This is a genomic window from Collinsella aerofaciens (genome assembly GCF_039062365.1).
GTDB lineage: Bacteria > Actinomycetota > Coriobacteriia > Coriobacteriales > Coriobacteriaceae > Collinsella.
The window spans coordinates 83,218-102,626 of sequence record NZ_JBCJBI010000002.1; the positions used below are offsets into that span (position 1 = coordinate 83,218).

16 protein-coding genes are annotated in these 19,409 nt (G+C 60.1%); 9 read left to right on the forward strand and 7 right to left on the reverse strand.

The window, feature by feature from the left end:
• The first annotated feature begins 61 nt into the window (after nucleotides 1-61).
• The 6 genes from ABCN01_RS01555 (at nucleotide 62) to ABCN01_RS01580 (ending at nucleotide 7,399) form a co-directional block, all read left to right on the forward strand.
• The gene (locus tag ABCN01_RS01555) at nucleotides 62-2,779 is read left to right on the forward strand and encodes a bifunctional diguanylate cyclase/phosphodiesterase (RefSeq protein WP_342995643.1); all 2,718 of its coding nucleotides are present in this window, start codon (nucleotides 62-64) and stop codon (nucleotides 2,777-2,779) included.
• Nucleotides 2,780-2,906: 127 nt separating this feature from the next.
• Nucleotides 2,907-4,436 (forward strand): diguanylate cyclase domain-containing protein, encoded by a 1,530-nt coding sequence (locus ABCN01_RS01560; RefSeq protein WP_342995644.1) that lies wholly within the window; start codon nucleotides 2,907-2,909, stop codon nucleotides 4,434-4,436.
• A 74-nt stretch (nucleotides 4,437-4,510) separates the two neighbouring features.
• The gene (locus ABCN01_RS01565; RefSeq protein ID WP_195544244.1) at nucleotides 4,511-5,134 is read left to right on the forward strand and encodes a flavodoxin family protein; all 624 of its coding nucleotides are present in this window, start codon (nucleotides 4,511-4,513) and stop codon (nucleotides 5,132-5,134) included.
• 11 nt (nucleotides 5,135-5,145) lie between these two features.
• Entirely contained in the window at nucleotides 5,146-5,487 is a 342-nt protein-coding gene (locus tag ABCN01_RS01570) for an arsenate reductase family protein (protein WP_022093957.1), read from the forward strand.
• An 86-nt stretch (nucleotides 5,488-5,573) separates the two neighbouring features.
• Nucleotides 5,574-6,704 (forward strand): GTP-binding protein, encoded by a 1,131-nt coding sequence (locus ABCN01_RS01575; protein WP_342995647.1) that lies wholly within the window; start codon nucleotides 5,574-5,576, stop codon nucleotides 6,702-6,704.
• Nucleotides 6,705-6,799: 95 nt separating this feature from the next.
• A complete protein-coding gene (locus ABCN01_RS01580) occupies nucleotides 6,800-7,399 on the forward strand; it encodes a tRNA (cytidine(34)-2'-O)-methyltransferase (RefSeq protein ID WP_195233114.1) in 600 nt (199 codons plus the stop codon).
• 29 nt (nucleotides 7,400-7,428) lie between these two features.
• Here the strand turns inward: ABCN01_RS01580 and ABCN01_RS01585 are convergent, their stop codons facing one another.
• The 4 genes from ABCN01_RS01585 to ABCN01_RS01600 form a co-directional block, all read right to left on the reverse strand.
• A complete protein-coding gene (locus tag ABCN01_RS01585) occupies nucleotides 7,429-9,924 on the reverse strand; it encodes an excinuclease ABC subunit UvrA (RefSeq protein WP_342995649.1) in 2,496 nt (831 codons plus the stop codon).
• Between the two features lie 10 nt (nucleotides 9,925-9,934).
• Complete coding sequence (locus ABCN01_RS01590; protein WP_342995650.1) at nucleotides 9,935-11,053, reverse strand: AAA family ATPase; 1,119 nt, start codon at nucleotides 11,051-11,053, stop codon at nucleotides 9,935-9,937.
• 93 nt (nucleotides 11,054-11,146) lie between these two features.
• Nucleotides 11,147-13,150, reverse strand: a complete 2,004-nt coding sequence (locus ABCN01_RS01595) for a GTP-binding protein (protein WP_342995651.1) — start codon at nucleotides 13,148-13,150, stop codon at nucleotides 11,147-11,149.
• A 305-nt stretch (nucleotides 13,151-13,455) separates the two neighbouring features.
• On the reverse strand, nucleotides 13,456-13,944 hold the full coding sequence (locus ABCN01_RS01600; protein WP_342995652.1) for a GNAT family N-acetyltransferase: 489 nt from the start codon (nucleotides 13,942-13,944) through the stop codon (nucleotides 13,456-13,458).
• A gap of 77 nt (nucleotides 13,945-14,021) precedes the next feature.
• Between ABCN01_RS01600 and ABCN01_RS01605 the strand changes: the two genes are divergently transcribed.
• Nucleotides 14,022-14,318, forward strand: coding sequence for a hypothetical protein (locus tag ABCN01_RS01605; RefSeq protein ID WP_055310006.1), 297 nt, complete (start codon nucleotides 14,022-14,024; stop codon nucleotides 14,316-14,318).
• A gap of 48 nt (nucleotides 14,319-14,366) precedes the next feature.
• Here ABCN01_RS01605 and ABCN01_RS01610 read toward each other — a convergent pair whose 3' ends face one another.
• A complete protein-coding gene (locus ABCN01_RS01610) occupies nucleotides 14,367-15,071 on the reverse strand; it encodes a class I SAM-dependent methyltransferase (protein WP_342995653.1) in 705 nt (234 codons plus the stop codon).
• Nucleotides 15,072-15,512: 441 nt separating this feature from the next.
• Between ABCN01_RS01610 and ABCN01_RS01615 the strand changes: the two genes are divergently transcribed.
• Entirely contained in the window at nucleotides 15,513-15,914 is a 402-nt protein-coding gene (locus tag ABCN01_RS01615; RefSeq protein ID WP_342995654.1) for a hypothetical protein, read from the forward strand.
• A 125-nt stretch (nucleotides 15,915-16,039) separates the two neighbouring features.
• Here the strand turns inward: ABCN01_RS01615 and ABCN01_RS01620 are convergent, their stop codons facing one another.
• Nucleotides 16,040-16,855 carry a putative RNA methyltransferase gene (locus ABCN01_RS01620; protein ID WP_342995655.1) on the reverse strand — a complete coding sequence of 272 codons (816 nt, stop codon included), beginning with the start codon at nucleotides 16,853-16,855 and terminating at the stop codon, nucleotides 16,040-16,042.
• A gap of 178 nt (nucleotides 16,856-17,033) precedes the next feature.
• Between ABCN01_RS01620 and ABCN01_RS01625 the strand changes: the two genes are divergently transcribed.
• Nucleotides 17,034-18,416 carry an MATE family efflux transporter gene (locus tag ABCN01_RS01625; RefSeq protein ID WP_342995656.1) on the forward strand — a complete coding sequence of 461 codons (1,383 nt, stop codon included), beginning with the start codon at nucleotides 17,034-17,036 and terminating at the stop codon, nucleotides 18,414-18,416.
• 27 nt (nucleotides 18,417-18,443) lie between these two features.
• Here ABCN01_RS01625 and ABCN01_RS01630 read toward each other — a convergent pair whose 3' ends face one another.
• Entirely contained in the window at nucleotides 18,444-19,310 is an 867-nt protein-coding gene (locus ABCN01_RS01630) for a LysR family transcriptional regulator (protein ID WP_117734567.1), read from the reverse strand.
• Nucleotides 19,311-19,409 lie beyond the last annotated feature (99 nt).

Sequence of the window (19,409 nt, forward strand, 5' to 3'; positions counted from 1 at the left end):
GCGTGTACACAACGAGCTCGCCCGACGCAATCCGCCCCGACCTCAGAAAGCCGCTTAGAACATGGATACTGTCAGCAATTACATCGAAACGCTCGAAAAGACCGTCCGTGACCTTCTCGAGCGGCAGGAGGATCTGATCAGGACTGCCTTTACCGACCAGCTTACTGGGCTTGGCAACCGTGGCGGCTTTGCCCGTTCCCTCGAGGAGCTCTGGGAGCAGGACGCCCCCGTTACCATGGCGTTCATCGATATCGACAATCTCAAGCACTGCAACGACGTCTTTGGGCATGACGAGGGCAACCGCTATATCTTGCAGGTAAGTCTCTATCTTAAGCTGTATATGAAGGTGGGCGAAGCGGCGTTTCGCATAGGCGGCGACGAGTTTGCCATCCTATCTACGATTGCAACCGAGGACGACCTCGCCGAACGTCTGAAACACTGCCGAACGGTTCTGCTCAAAAACAACGATTCCGAGATGCCCCGCTCGTTTAGCTACGGAGTGTCACATGCCGACCCCGCCCTGGGCGAGGCTTCCAATCGCATGACGCTCGATGCCGACCATCGCATGTACGACTACAAGCTACGTCATGCCATGCACCTCGATCGACGCAATATCACGCAAGTTCACGCCGACGACTTCGAAATAAGCGATCGTATTTTTGACGCCTTTTCGATGCTCAACGAGGGCCGTTATTTCTTTATCGAGAACTTGGACAAACATCGCACCCTTTGGTCACAAGGTGCCTTGCGCGATCTTGGCCTTCCCTCGGAGCACATTGACAACTGTCGCGATTACTGGAAAACGCGCGTCCATCCCGACGACCTTGAGGCCTGCATCAACGACATCGACCAAGTCTACAACGGCACCAAGCACCGTCGCGTCATGCAGTATCGTGTGCGCAACGCCGTCGGCGACTACGTCCTTTGCCGTGCTCGCGGGTTTCGTATCGACGGAGACGGAAATGTCCCCTCGCTCTATGTCGGCGAGCTCGTCAACCACTCACTTGCCGAAACCGTCGACGCCGCCACAGGCCTCGGAACGCAGCGCATGCTGGCCAACGCCATCGACGCCTGCCGCCGCGATCGTTGCGAGACAGGGCTTATAGCGGTGCGCGTTCGTGGCACGACAAAGCTCAACGAGCTCTACGGGGCCGAGGCTGTCGACAACATGCTTGCCGAATACGCAGGCCGCATGCTGTCGATCACCCGCGGCAGGAGCCGGGTCTACCGTTCACGAAGCGTCCAGTTCGTCGTGCTCAGCAACGACCTAGACCACGAGGCATTCGAGCAACTGACCCGCCACCTTAAAGAGGCCGTTTTCGCCCCTGTTCGAATCGCAGGCGACACCATTACTCCCGTCTGCCTTGTCGTCCCGGCCTTTTACGAGCACTTAACCCATCAAGCGACCGCCGTTTTAGGCGAACTCGACCGTCGCCTTCGCACGGCCGGCGGGCTTGTTCCCAACGACAGCCTCCCCATACCCGAGGCGGAGCGCAAAAGCGCCATAGCCGAACGTATCGACTCGCTCACGGGCCTCTATCGACCCAGCGAATTTATGCGGCGCGCCAACGCATTTCTCGAAACAAGGCGCAACGGCACCTGGTGCATCGCCACGGTCGACATGGGCCACATGCGCCTGTTTAATGAATGGCACGGCCAGGCCGAGGGCGACCGCGTACTCGCCGATGTGGGCACGGTCCTCAAGGACATCGAGAATGCCGATATGGGCGTCGCAGGGTACTGGGGCCAAGATGACTTTTGTGTACTCATCCCCTTTAAGCGCATCACCGTCCATCAAATCTACAACCGTGTTCGTGAGGCAGTAGCCAGACATGATGATGGCGTAGGTTTCTGGCCGTCCATGGGCGTTTACCCCATCGACTCCAATGAGGAAATCACCATCGATGCGCAGGCAAAGGCCATGTTTACCAATCGACGCGCAAAAAACGACTTTAAGGAGCGCATTGCCATTTTCCGCCCCGCGGAGTACGAGCGCGAAGTCGCGTTCCACCGCACGCTGACCGAATTCCAGTACGCGCTGTCAAATGGTCGCATCACGTACTATCTTCAGCCCCAGGTCGATATGGAAACCGGCGAGATTATTGGCGCCGAAGCACTCACCCGCTGGATTGACAAGGACGGCTCTCTCATTTCGCCCGCAACGTTTATCCCCGCACTCGAGGAAAGCGGCTTTGTAGTGACACTCGACAAGTACATTTGGCAGGGTGTCGCCATATGGCTTCGCGAGCGTCTCGATCGCCGTCTTCGCGTGGTTCCGGTCTCGCTTAATGTGTCGCGCGTGGATATCCTTGCCTGCGACGTTGCCGAACATATGGGGGCGCTCGCCGCCCAATACAACCTACCGCCCGAGCTCATGCGTATCGAGATCACCGAGACGGCTTATACGGGAGAATCCGAGGCCGTGGATAAGCTGACCGCAGATCTGCACACCCGCGGCTTCTCGACCTATATGGACGATTTTGGCACCGGTCAGTCCACGCTCGCGATGCTCAAGAACGTCAACGTCGACGTCATCAAGCTCGACCGCACCTTTGTGCCCACCGACCGCGATCAAGGCCGCAGCACGCAAATCATTTCATCGATGCTCGAAATGGCGCAGTCGCTCCATCTGCCCGTCGTGGTCGAAGGCGTCGAGACAAATGAGCAGGCGAACATGCTACGACAAATGGGCGCCCGCTACGCTCAGGGCTTTCTCTACTACCGCCCCATGCCGGCGAAGGATTTTGAGGCATTGCTCGATGGTGGCAATAACAACTGATACGCTCGCGCGCAAAACGCCACCGTCGAAGGGGATATTTGTCTCCATTAGCTAACTTATATCCCCAATTCAAACCGAATTGGGGATATGATACAAACCGTTGTTCCGCCCAAGGAGGTTATCCATCATGAACGAGTCATATCGCCTGGGCGAGCAATCGATTATTGCCTATCTTCAGCGACTTGCGAACGGCGTCTCGACCGCTGAACTCGATGTTGCCGCGCTGCCTGCTGAGCTACGCGCCGTTGGTGAGCAACTGCAAAAGACGCATGCCATCCTGCAACAAGAGCGCCAGCTGCTTGAGCGCAACGCCTATATCGATCCGCTCACCAACTTGGGCAACCGCAACGGATTCGACCGTCACGTCGAGCAACTCTGGCGCAAAGGCGACCCCTTCACCTGCGCCTATATTGACATCGACCATCTCAAGCATTGCAATGATAGGTTTGGCCACGCCGAAGGCAATCGCTATATTCTGGGCATCTGCCGCACGCTCTCCGAAACCATGGAGAACGATGAGATGCTGTTCCGTATCGGTGGAGACGAGTTTGTGCTTATCTCGCTCTCCGCAAACGAGATTGAACTCGAGCAGCGCTTGGAGCAGGTACGTACCAGGCTGATCGAGGCGAGCTCAGGTGGCAAGGCGCCCATGATCGGCAGCTTTAGCTTTGGCTGCTCACGCGTCGATCCACTTGCTGGCGACACGCGTCGCCAGATGACGATGGATGCCGATCGCAAGATGTATCGCTATAAGCTTATGCATCGTGTGCAGCAACCGAAAGACGATGACGCGCCGCAACGTCCAATCGTCGATCAGCTTCCCTGCAACGACCGGGTGTTCCAAGCGATCTCCATGAGCTCCGAGACGCGCTATCCGTTTATCCTCAATCTCGATACGGGAGAATCGCAATGGTCGGTTAACGCCGTGCGCGATTTTGACCTGCCCTCCCAGCACCCTTTTAACTCACTCGATATGTGGCTCGCCCGCGTTCATCCCGAGGACCGCGACAACGTACGTGCCGAGCTCGACATGGTGATAAACGGCACGTGGCACTTCCACTACATGCAGTATCGCGTAATGGATGCCACCGGAAAATACGTGCTTTGCGACTGCACGGGCTACCGCTTGGACGGCACCGATACCGAGCCCGGCATGTATGTGGGCATTATCATCAACCGAAGCTTGGCAGATACGACCGATTCCGTGACCGGCTTGGGCGATATTCACGCCCTGGTCAACGCCATTGGCGAAATGCGTCGCGTGGCGCGCAAGGCTGGTTTGATCGCCATCAAAATCGACGATATCGCTCAGGTCAATGCCCGCTTTGGCTTTGATGCGGGCGACCGCGTTTTGGCAGAATGTGCCGCCTGTCTGGTGGAATGCTCGCGCGGTAAGGGTCGTATGTTCCGCTCGACGGGGCCGATGTTCGTGGCTCTTTTCGACGACTTTGATCCCGAAGAAACCGATGCGATTGCAGAGGAAATCGAGCGGTTCCTGGGTTCGCCCGTGCTCTTTGGCCCATTTGAATATCAGCCACCCATTCGCGTGGCCACGCTCCATCTGGACGGCGTCGACCGTCAGCCCGTTTCCATTTTGAACGAGCTCAAAGCGTTGCTCGGAAAAGCCGTGCAGGTGCCAGGCACCAAACTGGATTAGCGCCGCGCCCGCGCCGCCTCCCCCATCGTGCGATAATCCTCTGCAGAAGTCACCAAAAGCAGAGGGAGTTAGTGATGAAGGTTCTTTTGGTCAATGGCAGCCCCAAGGCAAACGGCAACACCGCCCGCGCACTCGCCGAGGTCGCCGAGCAACTCAATGCCGAAGGCATTGATACCGAGGTGTTTCAGCTGGGCACCAAGCCCATTCGCGACTGCATTGGCTGTGGTCAGTGCGGCAAGCTCGATTGCCGCTGCACCTTTGACGATGACGTGGTGAACGAGCTCATCGCTGCCGCCGAGCAGGCAGACGGCTTTGTCTTTGGCTCGCCCGTCTACTATGCGCACCCCAGCGGCCGCATCCTTTCGGCCCTCGATCGCGCCTTCTATGCCGGCAGCAAGGCCTTTGCGCACAAGCCGGGCGCTGCCGTCGCCGTCGCCCGTCGCGGCGGCACGTCGACCACCTTCGATGTGCTCAACAAGTACTTCACCATCAACCAGATGCCCGTGGTTGCCTCCACGTACTGGAACAACGTGTTTGGCGCCATGCCGGGTGAAGCTGCCCAGGACGCCGAGGGCCTGGCCACCATGCGCAACATCGGCAAGAACATGGCCTGGCTCCTGCATTGTATCGAGGCAGGACAGGCCGCCGGCATCGAAGCCCCCGAAGCCGATCGCGAGCGCACAAACTTCATCAGGTAGAACGGCGGAACATGAATATCCAGATTTTTGGCACCAAAAAGTCTTTCGACACCAAGAAGGCGCAGCGTTATTTTAAGGAGCGCCGCATTAAGGTGCAGTTTATCGACCTTAAGGAAAAGGAGATGAGCAAGGGCGAGCTCACGAGCGTGATGCAGGCGGTCGGCGGCATCGACAAGCTGCTCAACCCCAAGGCCAAGGACGAGGAGACGCTCGCGCTCATCCAGCACCTCACCCCTAGCCAGCGCTTCGACAAGCTGCTCGAGAACCAGCAGGTTCTAGCCGAGCCCATCGTGCGCAACGGCAAAAAGGCCACCGTCGGTTATTGCCCCGATGTATGGGGAGCCTGGGAGTAGCCTGTGTTATTTGCCGGCGCGTGGGTATAAGAGCAGGCGTTTGGCATAAGATTCAACTGTAAGCCATGTCTAACAAAGGAGGGCACATGCCCAACAAACCCGTGAAGATCATCATGCTTACCGGATACCTCGGTGCCGGCAAGACCACGCTGCTCAACCACATCCTCGCTAACGACGGCGGCATCCGCGCCGCCGTGATCGTCAACGATATCGGCGAGATCAACGTCGACGCCAGCCTTATCGCCGACGGCGGCCTTTCCGAGACCGATGACCTCATCCCGCTCACCAACGGCTGCATCTGCTGCACGCTTTCGGACGACCTTGCTAACCAGCTGCAGGGCATCGCCGATTCGGGCAACTTCGACTACATCATCATCGAGGCCTCGGGCATTTGCGAGCCTATCCCCATCGCCTACACCATCTCGAGCTTCTGCGACGAGGCCAAGGTGGGCGGCGAGCCCAAGCTCGCGCTCGACAACATCGTGGCCGTGGTCGACTGCGCCCGCATGTACGACGAGTTCAACGGCGGTCGCGACCTGCTGGCAGAGGATATCGACGAGGACGACATCGAGAGCCTGCTCATCCAGCAGATCGAGTTCTGCTCCACGCTGATCCTCAACAAGACCGATACCGTGAGCCCTGAGCAAATCGCCGAGCTCAAGGCCATCGTGCGCAGCCTGCAGAAAGACGCTATGATCGTCGAGGCCCAAAACGGCGAGGTCCCCATGGAGGAGCTGCTCGATACCGACCGCTTCGACTTTATGCGCGCCTACAACTCCGCCGCCTGGATCGAGGCCATGGAGCATCCCGAGGAGCACGACGACCCCGAGGTGCTCGAGTACGACATCGAGACCTTTGTGTACTCGCGCCGCAAGCCGTTTGACCTGCAGAAGTTCACCGATTTTGTTGAGCAGGAATGGCCCGACGAGGTCATCCGCGTCAAGGGTCCGCTGTGGCAGACCGGCAATCCGGACATGTGCTACATGTTTGAGCAGGCCGGCCACCAGATGCGCCTGATGGAGAACGGTCTGTTTGTCGATTCTGCGCCCGAGGGCGAGAAGCAGAAGATCATCGACGAGAACCCCGAGATCATGCAAATTTGGGACGACGAGACGGGCGACCGTATGACGAGCCTGTGCATTATCGGCCGTCACATGGACAAGGATGCGCTCATCGCCTCCCTCGATGCCTGCCTGACCGACTGGCACCGCGCCTAGGTTTATCGAAGCGGGTATTTTTCCGCCTACGTAACCGCCAAACCACCACGAAGGTGCCCTTCGTGGTGGTTTTTCGTTCTGAGCCAAGGAGATTCATGTTCAATATCGTGCTGTATGCACCCGAGATTCCGGCCAATACGGGCAATATAGGCCGTACCTGCGTGGTCACCGGTGCCCATCTGCATCTGGTGGAGCCACTGGGCTTTTCGCTCGATGACAAGACGGTACGTCGCGCCGGTCTGGGCTACTGGCAAAACTTGGACGTGACGACTTATGCTGGCTGGGAGGATTTCCTTGCGCGCAACGGCCTCTCCCCTGCCGACGAGCGCCTGCATCTGCTGACCAAAAAGGCACGCCGCACCTATGCGCAGAGTACCTACCGCGATGGAGACTACTTGGTCTTTGGCAGCGAGAGCTCGGGCATTCCCGAGCCACTGCTTGCCGCGGCGCCCGAGCGCTGCGAGCGCATCCCGATGCTGCGCGATTGTGACTCACTCGATAACGCCGAGGCCTGGGAAGCCCACGAGGAATCGCTGGGGCATACCGAGGACAGCCACGAGGCCATCCTTCAACAGGATATCTGCGGCAACTTCGTCAATCCGGACGACTACCGCATCAGCGCACTCAACCTCTCCAATAGCGCCGCCATCGTCCTCTACGAGGCCCTGCGCCAAACAGGCTTTCCGGGAATGTGACAAAGAGGCTGTCCCTTTGTCACATTCGGTTATAGGTAGCGACCGGTAATGCTCTTGGAGCAGGCTGCGATGTCGCCCGGCGTGCCGGCGCAGACGATTTGCCCGCCGGCATCGCCACCGCCCGGGCCCATGTCGATCACATAATCGGCGTTACGGATAAGGTCGAGGTCGTGCTCGATCACGACAACTGTGGCGCCCTTGGCAACGAGGCCGTCGAACACACTCAGCAACACCTGAACATCGAGCGGATGCAGGCCGATCGTGGGCTCGTCAAACACAAACGCGGCATCATCCTGCACGCGGCCCATCTCGCTCGCAAGCTTAAGACGCTGTGCCTCGCCGCCCGAGAGCGCCGGCGTGGGCTCACCGAGCGTGAGATAGCCCAAGCCCAGGTCGTGCAAGGTCTGCAAGCGCGCCTGAACCTTCTTGAGTCCCACCGTGGCGTCGAGGGCCTCGTCCACACTCATGTCCATGAGCTGCGGCAACGTAAGCAAGCTCCCGTCCTTGCCCTCGCGATGGATATGCGAAGCCGCATCCGCATAACGCGAGCCGCGACATGCCGGGCAGACGATCTCGACATCGGGCAAAAACTGCACGTCGAGCGATATCGAACCCGTGCCATCGCACGTAGGGCAACGCAAGGCGCCAGTGTTGTAGCTAAAGGCGCCCGCCTTGTAGCCGGCCGCCTTGGCCTCGGGCGTACGGGCGAAGGCGCGGCGCAGCTCATCATGGATGTCGGCATAAGTCGCCACCGTCGAGCGCACGTTGGCGCCGATGGGCGTAGCGTCAATCAGATTTGCGCGGGCAATGCCCTCGGCATCGACCCAACGCACGTGCCCCGGCAGGCGCTCGCCGGCTGCCTGCGCCTTGAGTGCCGGAATGAGCGTCTCGAGCACCAACGTCGTCTTACCCGAGCCCGAAACGCCCGTCACCGCAACCAAGCGACCGCGCGGGATATCGACTTCGAGTGGCTTGACGGTATGGATGGCATCGGTTGCCATGCGGATATGGCCCTGGTCGAACATCTCGTCGTCAGTCACCTGCGGACGCAAGCGCTTGGGCTCTGCGCGCAAAAACGGAGCGATGCGGCTGCCCCGCGATTGCTCGACCTCGCCTACCGTACCAGTGGCAATCACATTACCGCCGTCTGCTCCGGCAACGGGGCCCATCTCGACGAGATAGTCGGCTTCCGCCAGTACGCGCGTATCGTGGTCGACAACAACCACGGTGTTGCCGTCATCCACCAGATCGTGCATCACGCCTACCAGGCCGTCGACATTGGCAGGATGCAGGCCGATCGAAGGCTCGTCCAACACATAAAGCACGCCTGTCGATCGGTTGCGCACCACGCGAGCAAGCTGCACGCGCTGGCGCTCACCCGTGGAGAGCGTGGCACCGGCGCGATCGAGTGAAAGGTAATCGAGGCCCAGGTCGACCAGACGACGGGCCGCGCTCAAAAACGAATCGCATATATCCGTCGCCATGGGCCGCATCTCGGGCGGCAAGGATGCGGGCACCCCGCGCACCCACTCATTCGCCTCGCCCAGCGTCATGGCCGCGGCCTGCGCCAGATTGATACCGCGCACTTGGGGCTGGCGCGCAGCCTCGGAAAGACGCGTGCCGCCACAATCACGACATGGGCCCTCACGCAAAAAGCGAGCCACGCGCTTAAGCCCCTTGTCGTCCTTAACCTTGGCGAGCGCATTCTCAACGGTATAGACGGCGTTGTAATAGGTAAAGTCGAGCGGCGTGGCGCCCTCGCCGTTTTTGGGAACGTAGAGAATGTGCTTTTTAACCGCCGAACCATGGAACACGATGTCGCGCTCTTGAGGCGTGAGCTGGTTAAACGGCACGTCGGTACGCACGCCCATCTCGCCTGCCACCTGCTTCATCAGATCCCACATGAGCGTACCCCAGGGAAGCACCGCGCCCTCGTTGATAGTCTTTGACTCGTCGGGCACCAGGCTTGCCTCGTCCACCTCGCGCATGACACCGGTGCCGCCGCAGGTAGGGCACGCACCACCGCTATTGAAAGCCAAATCCTCGGCACTCGGCGCGTAGAACTCGCGGCCGCACGCAGGGCACGTGAGCGACAGGCCCGCAGCCACGTTAAGGCTCGGCTCTACACGCGCCCCGCAATGCGGGCACACATGATGGGCGCAACGGCTAAAGAGCAGACGCAGGCTGTTGTTGAGCTCGGTCATGGTACCAAAGGTCGAGCGCACGCCCGGCACGCTGGGGCGCTGATGCAGTGCGAGCGCCGCCGGCACGTGCAGCACTTCGTCCACCTGGGCGTGTTCGGCCTGTGTCAGACGGCGGCGGGTATAGGTGCTGAGCGCCTCCAGGTAACGTCGCGAGCCCTCGGCATAAAGAACCCCCAGCGCCAGCGAACTCTTGCCCGAACCCGACACGCCGGCAATACCCACGAGCTTTCCCAGCGGAATATCGATATCGATGTCCTTGAGGTTATGGACGCGCGCGCCACGCACCTCGATAGTCTGCGGACTCATCTTCTGTTCCGTCATCTTTATCACCCTACTCGTGCCATAAAACTCGATCGCGAATGTACGCGCCCAGCATGGGCACGGTAAACCGGACGAGGCCGTATCCGGCAGCCTCGATGACGCGCTCGCGAATCAGGCTTGCGCGATATTTACTCGCCCAGCTCTGAGTGCGATCGCAGCGCTCAATGATGTCCGCCATGCGCGTCGGTTTACCCTCGTCAACCGCCATGGCCTCGATAAATAGGCGCTGCGGGCTACGCAGCCCGTAATACAGGGGCGCGTCGACCGCTTCGTAGAACTCGGAGACGGCATCGGCGCAGCCAGCCTCGACATCGTACACTTCAATGACCTGCGAGCCACGCCGGACAGCAGACCGCCACATGTAATAGCCCACCAGCTGAACCATATAGGGATGCCCCATGCTTTTGCGCGCCGCATGGTCCGCCGTCTCCGCGTCAACGTAAAGACCAGCGTCTTTGACCGTCTGGATATACGAATCGCGCACCTTGGGCAAAGATATCGCCCCCAGCGTACGCTGCTGGGCACGCCGCAAAAACGTCACGCTCGGCTCTTCGAGCAGATCGTCAACCATACTGGGTAAGCCGGCAAAAACAAGCGCAAGGCCGCGCTGGTCGCTATCGGACAAGCCCGTGGCATCCTGGTCTCCGAGCACCTGCTGATAGAGAACGGCAAGAGCCGCCAGCTCCTCGATAGACGCAGATTGAGCCTCGTCAATCGCAAACAGTATGCCCTTGCCTGGACCGAGCTTCTTGAGGCGCTCGTTGACCAGCCCTCGCAACGTCTCGCCCTTTGCTCGCGCCGCCTCGACCGACATCCGCCCAAACGACGGCCCAAACTCCATTGACGTCACAACGGGTTTATTCGAGCGAAGCGCGTCGGCCAGGCGGTCGCACAAGCCAAGCGAAGCGGAATCGGAGACAACCGCCCATCCGCGCTCGCTGGCGAGACGTTGCAGCTCCCGCAGGAGAACCGTCTTGCCGCAGCCGCGGTTTCCCGTAATGAGCATGAGCCTGCCCGGCGCTCCGGCGCCGTTGTCGAGTCCTTCCTCAAAATCTTCGATGACCGACTCTCGACCGATGAGTATCGGAGGCCGCTTGCCAGCCGTGGGCTTAAAGGGATTTGGATTCATGTCGGCCTCCTCGGATTGGCAAACGCTGCCTATAGTTATACCAACTTATACCGAGTTATACCAACAACAGGTGACAAAGGAACTGTCCCTTTGTCACCTATGGCCGAAGAACTCTGCGTCTGCCGCTCGCCAGGGGCGAAAGGTAGCGGGATCGATCTTTACGTGCGCCGCGGCGGGTACGTCGTACCATTTGACCGTGTAACCGGCGCCGTGAGAGCAAAAGACCGAATCGGGCGTGTTGGGCAGATCGGCCTCGGGCTCATAGGCGGCCGTCTCGATTACGCGCTCGGCATCATGGCATGCCGCATAGCCGGCGAACTCCAGGTACAGATGCCCACGACCACTCGTGTAGGCAGCCACCTCCAGCGCGTAATCCTGCACCTCTGATGCCGGTACACGACCCACAAGCTTCGCCCGGTCGCCTGTCATCGTCGGCGGCTCGTACTCGGCACCCATGCGCGTGGCATCCGAGAGCGCCCGACCCACGCACTCCCCCGGCACCTCGAGCTCAAAGCGATACCACGGCTCCAACAGCACCGCCGCGCCGGCCTCGCGCGCCTGCATCAAACCCTGGCGAATCGCGCGGTACGTGGCCTGGCGAAAATCGCCGCCCTCGGTATGTTTGGCATGCGCACGGCCGCCCGTGAGCGTAATGCGCACATCGGTGATGGGCGAGCCGGTCAGCACGCCCAGGTGATCGCGCTCCATGGCGTTGGTGAGTGCCAAACGCTGCCAGTTAAGATCGAGCTCGTCGGTCGAGGTCACGGTACCAAACTGCACGCCCGAACCCGCTGGCAACGGCTCCAGGCGTAGATGCACCTCGGCATAGTGGCGCAGCGGCTCAAAGTGGCCCACGCCCTCGACCGGCTGCGAAATAGTCTCCTTATAGAGAATGCCGCCAGACTCAAACGCAACCGAAAGGCCAAAGCGATCTGCCAACACCCGCTGTACGACCTCGAGTTGCACGGCGCCCATCAACTGCAAATGAATCTGCTCAAGATGCGTATTCCAGCTTACGCCGAGCATGGGATCCTCGTCCGCCAACTCAGTCAGTGCCTTGAACACCGTATGGACATCGTGCTCGTTCGGCAGCACCGTATAGGTGAGGACCGGCGCAATGACGGGCGCATCGCCCGCGGGCTCCGCGCCCAGGGCGTCCCCTGGGCGAACGTGCGCAAGACCCGTCACGGCGCAGATGCCGCCAGCGGCAACTTCTTGGGCAAGCTCATACTTCTCGCCGTTATAGATGCGTAGCTGATCGACCTTCTGCTCCCATGCCTCGGCACCGGAACGTCCGTTAATCATCTGTTTGGCATGCAGCGTGCCGCCGGTCACTTTAACCCATGCCAAGCGCTCGCCGCGATCCCCGCGGCTCACGCGGTAGACGCGGGCGGCAAACTCCGAGCGCCATGCCTGTTCGCGCATCAGCGCGCATATGCCATCCAGCAGCTCGTCCACGCCTTGGTCCTTGAGTGCCGAGCCGGCAAAGCAGGGAAAGAGCTTGCGCTCGGCAACCATGCGTGACAGCGTTGCGACAGAAAGCTCACCCGCCTCAAGAAACTCCTCGAGTGCCGCCTCGTCCAACGCAGCAGTGTCCTCCTGAACGGCGCCGCCCGCCAGCAGTTCGTTGGCATCCAGGCAGCCCTCGGAAAGACGTTGCCCAAGTTGTGCCAGCAAAACATCGCGGCCGGGATTCTCCAAATCGATCTTGTTGATAAAGATGAACGTCGGAATGTCATAGCGCGCAAGCAGGCGCCACAGGGTTTCGGTGTGCCCCTGCACGCCGTCGTTGGCACCCACAACCAAAATCGCATAGTCGAGCGCGCGCAGCGTGCGCTCCGCCTCGGCCGAAAAATCGACGTGGCCGGGCGCATCCACAAGCATGACGCGGGTATCGCCATGGTCGAGCACGGCCTGCGACGAGAAGATCGTAATGCCGCGCTCGCGCTCGATCGCGTTAGTGTCCAGATGCGAATCGCCATCGTCCACGCGCCCGCGCTTGCGAATGCGACCCGCGTTGAACAGCATGGCCTCGGCCAGCGTGGTCTTGCCGGCATCGACATGCGCCAAGATTCCAACGACCGCTTGCTTCGACATGGCTCTCCTCTTATTACAAGCCCATCGCACGCGGCAACGGGCGCTCACGCTCCACACTGGATGATACAATTTACGGGCCGGCGGGCGAAGCGGGCCCTATCCCCCGACCGAGCTCATCGCCCCGCGTTGCCGCGCGGCGTTTTTCGTAGGTTCGCGCCTTGCGAAAGCCGGCACCTCCCCTTTTTGTCTGCCCGGGCTCATCTGGGGCGATAACAACGCAAGCCCCACAACAACGCGTTTTACCAAAAATGGCCCCACTCGGGGCCATTTTCATTTCGGTGAAACGCTGGTATGTGACTCGGCCTTTATGCCTCGCGCAGCCAATCAAACGCGACGCGCGGCGTACCGTCCGACACATATACGATACCGGCGCGCTTAAACCCGGCCTTGGCGATGGCGCCCTGCATGGGCAGGTTGTCCTGGTGCGTATCGATGCGCAAGTGATCGGCACGTTCTTTGGCAAAGGCAAACATCGCAGCCGCGATACCGTGCACGGTGCCGTCGGATGCCACACGGTGCAACACGGCGTACGGGGTATCGCTGCGCCATTGCCCGTCCTCAATTACGTCATAGCACTCGTCCGGACCCGGCAAAAAGGCAAACGTCGCCACCACGCGACCGTCGACTTCGCACACATAGCTGCCACCGGCGGCAATATCGGCAGCCAGCTGCTCGGCCGAAGGCGTGCCCTCGGGCCACTGCGTGGCGTTGCCATGCGCACGCATAAAGGCGCGGGCCGCGCCATAGATAGCCATGACGGCGGGAATGTCGGTATCGAGGGTTTTTCTGATCATCACACGGCGACCTCACGTTTATTGGTATCACTTTGATTGAGCAATGATACCAACGTTTGGAGAGGGGCGCGATGCAGATGGGGAGCAAAAAGCGAGCCGCCTGGTCAAAGGCCAAAAGCGAGTTTTTGGGCGCTGCCACCGGCGGCGATATGAGCGACCTGTTTGCGCGCGAAGACGAGCGCCGCGATGCCCTGGACGCCGAGCGCGATGAAGCCTGGCGCTACAAGTCGTGCGAACGCAAAAACCGTTACGACACGCGCGCCGAGGCCGAGGCCGTTATGGCCGACTGCGAAAACCGCGGGCGGCGCGGCTTAGCCTGCTACAAATGCGAATACTGCGGCGGCTGGCACCTGACGTCGCACCCTTGGAAATAGACCCCGCATCGGCACGGCACTGACGGAGCGCCAACCATCGCACTCAAGCTACGGGCGCGGCGGCACCAAAACATCGTAGCGAACGGCCTTGCCCGCAAGTTGATAGCTCGGCTTAACGCCGGCAAGCAGTGGCCCCTTCACCGGCCGCTTGATAACGACTTTGCGCGGATGCACCGCAAGCGCTGCCTGGACCAGCAATTCCTCGTCGGCGCATGGCTGCTCCAGATGATGTAGGAGCTGGAACTTCTTTTTGACCGCCGCACTTTTGGTACGCTCGGGAAACATGGGGTCCAGGTACACCGCGTCGGGGGCGGCAAGCTCGCCCCGCCCGATCAACTCAGCTGTATGGCGAAGGCCGGCAATGCTGTCCTCGCCCGCATGAAGGCACATGCGAGCCACGGCAGCCGCAAGCGCCGGATCATCTGCCGCGCGATCCAAAGCATCCTTGAGAAGTGCCGCGATCACGCAATCCTGTTCATACAGGTCGACGGTAAAGCCCGCAGCCGCCAACAGCAGCGAATCCTCGCCAAAGCCCGCCGTGGCATCAATCGCCCATGGTTGCTCGATGCCTTTTGTGCGCGCAGCCTTCACCAGTAGCTCTTGCTGCAAACGGCCCTGCTTGAGTCGTGGAAGCATGCGGCCAAAATCGGCGCGCAGCTCCATCGTGCCGTCGGTGAGCGTGAGGCCCTCGGACTTCCCGGTCAGCTCAAGCCCCGCGGCCCGAGCAACAGAAAAGGGATCGACGACGCCCATGGGTACTCCTTAGCAAGCAAAACGAATACGTGGGCGCCGTTTATGCCAGCACCCAACCGTCCGCTATTGTCCCACATGCGACATGGCCCACAGCATCCCAATGCAAAGCACCGCCATCAATCCCGTGCACACGGCAGCGATCACAGAATCACCCATGCGCCTTCCCAACGACCGCGGCTCACGCACTTGCCCGGCTCCGTACATCATGGCTCCTCCTTGAGACCAACTCCTTGTTACGGCCTCATCATCTCAGCGCCGCACATGAGCTGCCATCGATTTGGCTTACGTCCAGCTTTCCTTTTTGAAAGGTTGGGTTGGGCCGCGCGGGCTCAAAGCGCTTTCAGGCGCATGCATCGCCGCGTTGAACTACAATGTGCTTCACCATATGTACAGCACATGGGCTACGCCAGACCGGCCGTACCCGTATCGAAAGGACCAGCCATGAGCTTCACTCGCAAGACTCTCAAAATCCTTGCTCTCATCTACTTTGTTTTGGGCATCGCCAGCCTCGTCACCGCCGGCGTCGGTATCGCCACGGGCGGTCTCGATTCCATGTACGGTTCGTACGCCACGCTCGCAGCGGTCGTGCTTATCGCCAAGGGTCTCGTCGACCTTGCCGCAGGCGTCGCCGGTATCAAGGGCGCCAACAAGCCTTCGCAGGTGGACGGCGCGTTTAAGCTCGGTATTGTTGCCGCGGTCGCCACGCTTGCCCAAGCGGTGCTCACGCTTCCCGCGTTTGGCGGCGACGCCATCAACTATGGCGCCTTTGTCATCGTGGTGTACGACCTGTTCTTTGTTCAGCAGGCACACGCCGTTAAGGCCGAGAACAAGGACCGCCTGTAAGCGCTCGCGTCTCATAACCTCTGCAGCCAAGCAACTAAAAAGGGCCGATCGCGCATCTCCGCGGTCGGCCCTTTACGTTTGCCCAGATAAAACCTGCCAAAATAAACCTGTCCCTTTTTGGCAGGTTAGCTGTGGCGGTACTCGGCGATGATGAAGTCAATATCGGTTTGAAGGGTGTCCAAGTTTGCCAGGCGCTCTTTGTCGGCAGGGCGCGTGCGGTAGTAGTACGGCGTCATCTGGAACACCGCCTCGATGTCAGCCTGGGTCTGGAGCGTAATGTTCGCAGACACCCGCTGCGTTCCGACTAACTCGAGCTCGGTGGTCTTCGGCAGCTTCTCATCGTTAAGGTACGGTGTGTCGTAGAGCACCTCTTTAAGCCCAAAGAGATGACGGGCACCCGGCACCACGGTATAGAGCGAGCCCTCTGGCGCCAGCACGCGGGCAAACTCACGCTCGTTAAAGGGAGCGAAGAGCTCGGTCACCATATCGAAGGCGCCATCGGCCACGGGGATGTCCTTCATGTTGGCCACGAAGTAGGTCGCATCGCCGCGCTTGGCGGCAAGGCGCACCATCTCTTTGCCCAGGTCGAAACCGTAAGCATCCACGCCCGGCACCGCGCCCATGGCGCTGGTGTAGTAACCCTCGCCGCAGCATATATCGAGCAGCGTCATGGGGCCGTTCGTAGTCGCGGCACGCCCAGACACCTGCTTGCGTACCAGTTCAACCATCGCATCGCGCAACGGTGCATAGTAACCGCAGTTCAGAAAGTCACGACGGCTGCGCGCCTGCGACTTGGGATCACCCATGGAGTCGCCGCTCTTGGACGAGCGCAGCAGATATAGATAGCCCTCGCGCGCACGGTCAAACCGGTGTCCGCCCGCGCATGCAGCACCGCGCTCGTCGTCCACCAACGGCTCATGGCAAACGGGACACAACAACATGGCAACTCCTTAGCGCGAACAACACAACGCCCACCATTGTCGCACGCCTTCCCCGCCTAGTCATTGGGGACGTTCTTGAATGACTAGTCGTTTAAGAACGCCCCCAACGACTAGTCGATTAGGAGTATCATCGTCTGCGCAAATAAGCACGATATAGCACGTTAGAGATTGAGAGCGTATGGCTGATACCGTATCTAAGCATATTGACATGACCACCGGATCGCTGTGGCGCAATATTCCCCTGTTCGCCTTCCCCGTGGCCGCCACGAGCATCTTGGAGCAGCTGTCGAACCTCATCGCCACGGTCATTATCGGTAACTTCTCGGGCGACCAGGGAACCCTCGCCATGGCGGCGGTCGGCTCCAATGTTCCGCTTACCAGTCTTATGCTCAACCTGTTTATTGGCATGTCGCTTGGCTCCAACGTGGTCATCGCCAACGCTATCGGCCGCAACGATCAAAACATGGTCAAACGCGCCGTCCATACCTCGATTTTAATGGCACTCGTGGGCTTTGTCGTCATCGCTCTGGGCGAGATCTTTGCCGAGCCCATGCTCGCCGCGCTCAACGTTCCCGCCGAGACCATGCCGCTCGCCTCACTCTATCTACGCGTCTTTTTGCTCAGCATGCCCTCGATTTTGCTCTACAACTTTGAGGCCGCGATCTTCCGCTCCGTCGGCATCACCCGTATGCCGCTGCAGGCGCTTGCCGTGTCCACCGTCCTCAACATTGGCCTGGACCTCATCTTTGTCCCCGTACTCCACTGGGGTGTCGCGGGCGTCGCCATCGCCACCGCCATCGCCTACACCGTCAGCGCCGCTACGCTCTTTATCCGCCTGCTCAAGACCGACTCCGTCGTCCGCGTCACCCTACGCGACCTAGCTATCGACCCCGTCGCCCTCAAGCGCATCGTCAAGATTGGCCTGCCCGCCGGCATCCAAAGCGCCGTCTTTGCCGTCGCCAACATCATCATCCAGTCTGCCATCAACAGCCTGGGCACCGAGGTCATGGCGGCATCGAGCGCCGCCATGAGCCTGGAGTACGTGTGCTACAACCTGCTCAACAGCTTTAGCCAGGCTTGCACCACCTTTGTGGGACAAAACCACGGTGCCCGCCAGATCGACCGCTGCACCAAAACGCTCAAGGTCTGCCTGGTCGAAGGCGGTATCGTTGCACTCACCACGATCATCGTTATTGTCGGCCTGGGGCGCGAGATCTTGTCGCTCTTTAACAGCGATCCCAACATCGTCTCGATCGGCTATATCCGCGTATGTTCGATCTTCCCGGCGTACGCCTTTAGCATGTTCTACGAAAACATGTCCGGCTACCTGCGCGGCTTTGGTATCTCGCTCACGCCCGCCCTCATCACCACGATCTGCGTCTGCGGCATCCGCTTCTATTGGGTGTTCTGCGTGTTCCCGCACTTCCGCACCTTTGCGAACATCATGATGGTCTACCCCATCAGCCTGGGCACCACGGCGTTCTTTATGGTTGTGGCGGTGCTACTTTGCCACCCGGCACGCACCTATCGCGCCACCCAAGCCAAAGCGACAGCCCGCTAAACACCGCACCCAACGCCACGCCAGTCATTAATTGACAATATGCGAGCTCATATAGTCGATAAAGCGCCTCGTGGCGATGGGCATGGTGTCCCAGCTGCGCCAGGCGGCCACCACGTCGCGCGAGGGGGCATGCACGATGGGACGCACGCGAATATCGGCTCGCATTCCCTCCACAGTACGGCGATATAGCATACTCACGCCTAGGCCCTCCTCCACCATCGCCATGATGGTGTAGTCATCGGTGACCTCGCTCGTCACATGCGGCGACAGGCCATGCGCCGCGAATGCATCGAGCACCAGGCTCTGTTCGCCCTCATCCAGAAGCACAAACGGCTCGGAAGCCAGGTCGGCGAGCGTCACCTTTTCCTTTGCCGCCAGCGGATGCGCGACAGGCAACAGTGCCACCAACTCGTCGTGATAGACCACGCGCTTCTCGAGCCCTGCGGTAAACCCACGTGCCGTAAAGCAAAAATCCACTACGCCGTCGTGCACCCATTGGGCGTTGCGCGTGTAGTCGCCCTGCTTGAGGGTAAAACGTACGCCCGGGTGCAGCGCCCCAAAGTCGCGGATCACGCGCGGTAACACGGTTCGACTCACGTTGGTAAACGTCGCGATGCGAATATCGGTCGACGAAAGCCCCAGCAGCTCCTGGCGCTTGCCCTCGAGCTCAGCCTCGGCAGTCACAATCTGGCGCAGGTACGGCAGATATTGTTTACCGTCGCGCGTAAGCGAAACGCCCTGCTTACCGCGCTCGATAAGCGTGGTACCCAGCTCGCGCTCGAGTGCCTTGACGGCCTGGCTCACCGCGCTTTGTGTATAGCCCAGCTCGTCCGCCGCGCCCTTAAGACTGCCGCGATCGACCACCATACAAACAATCTGATACCGCGATGCCATCGTGCCTCCACCTCGATATAGCTGTAAAACGTTTTGCCAGGGCTTTTCTGCAGCATTAGTATTTCTTAATCATACTGAAGATACATTCGCTTTACTACA

Coding starts and splice junctions, on each gene's coding strand:
- ABCN01_RS01555 (WP_342995643.1), top strand. CDS start 62: ATGGATACTGTCAGCAATTACATCGAAACGCTCGAAAAGACCGTCCGT.
- ABCN01_RS01560 (WP_342995644.1), top strand. CDS start 2,907: ATGAACGAGTCATATCGCCTGGGCGAGCAATCGATTATTGCCTATCTT.
- ABCN01_RS01565 (WP_195544244.1), top strand. CDS start 4,511: ATGAAGGTTCTTTTGGTCAATGGCAGCCCCAAGGCAAACGGCAACACC.
- ABCN01_RS01570 (WP_022093957.1), top strand. CDS start 5,146: ATGAATATCCAGATTTTTGGCACCAAAAAGTCTTTCGACACCAAGAAG.
- ABCN01_RS01575 (WP_342995647.1), top strand. CDS start 5,574: ATGCCCAACAAACCCGTGAAGATCATCATGCTTACCGGATACCTCGGT.
- ABCN01_RS01580 (WP_195233114.1), top strand. CDS start 6,800: ATGTTCAATATCGTGCTGTATGCACCCGAGATTCCGGCCAATACGGGC.
- ABCN01_RS01585 (WP_342995649.1), bottom strand. CDS start 9,924: ATGACGGAACAGAAGATGAGTCCGCAGACTATCGAGGTGCGTGGCGCG.
- ABCN01_RS01590 (WP_342995650.1), bottom strand. CDS start 11,053: ATGAATCCAAATCCCTTTAAGCCCACGGCTGGCAAGCGGCCTCCGATA.
- ABCN01_RS01595 (WP_342995651.1), bottom strand. CDS start 13,150: ATGTCGAAGCAAGCGGTCGTTGGAATCTTGGCGCATGTCGATGCCGGC.
- ABCN01_RS01600 (WP_342995652.1), bottom strand. CDS start 13,944: ATGATCAGAAAAACCCTCGATACCGACATTCCCGCCGTCATGGCTATC.
- ABCN01_RS01605 (WP_055310006.1), top strand. CDS start 14,022: ATGGGGAGCAAAAAGCGAGCCGCCTGGTCAAAGGCCAAAAGCGAGTTT.
- ABCN01_RS01610 (WP_342995653.1), bottom strand. CDS start 15,071: ATGGGCGTCGTCGATCCCTTTTCTGTTGCTCGGGCCGCGGGGCTTGAG.
- ABCN01_RS01615 (WP_342995654.1), top strand. CDS start 15,513: ATGAGCTTCACTCGCAAGACTCTCAAAATCCTTGCTCTCATCTACTTT.
- ABCN01_RS01620 (WP_342995655.1), bottom strand. CDS start 16,855: ATGTTGTTGTGTCCCGTTTGCCATGAGCCGTTGGTGGACGACGAGCGC.
- ABCN01_RS01625 (WP_342995656.1), top strand. CDS start 17,034: ATGGCTGATACCGTATCTAAGCATATTGACATGACCACCGGATCGCTG.
- ABCN01_RS01630 (WP_117734567.1), bottom strand. CDS start 19,310: ATGGCATCGCGGTATCAGATTGTTTGTATGGTGGTCGATCGCGGCAGT.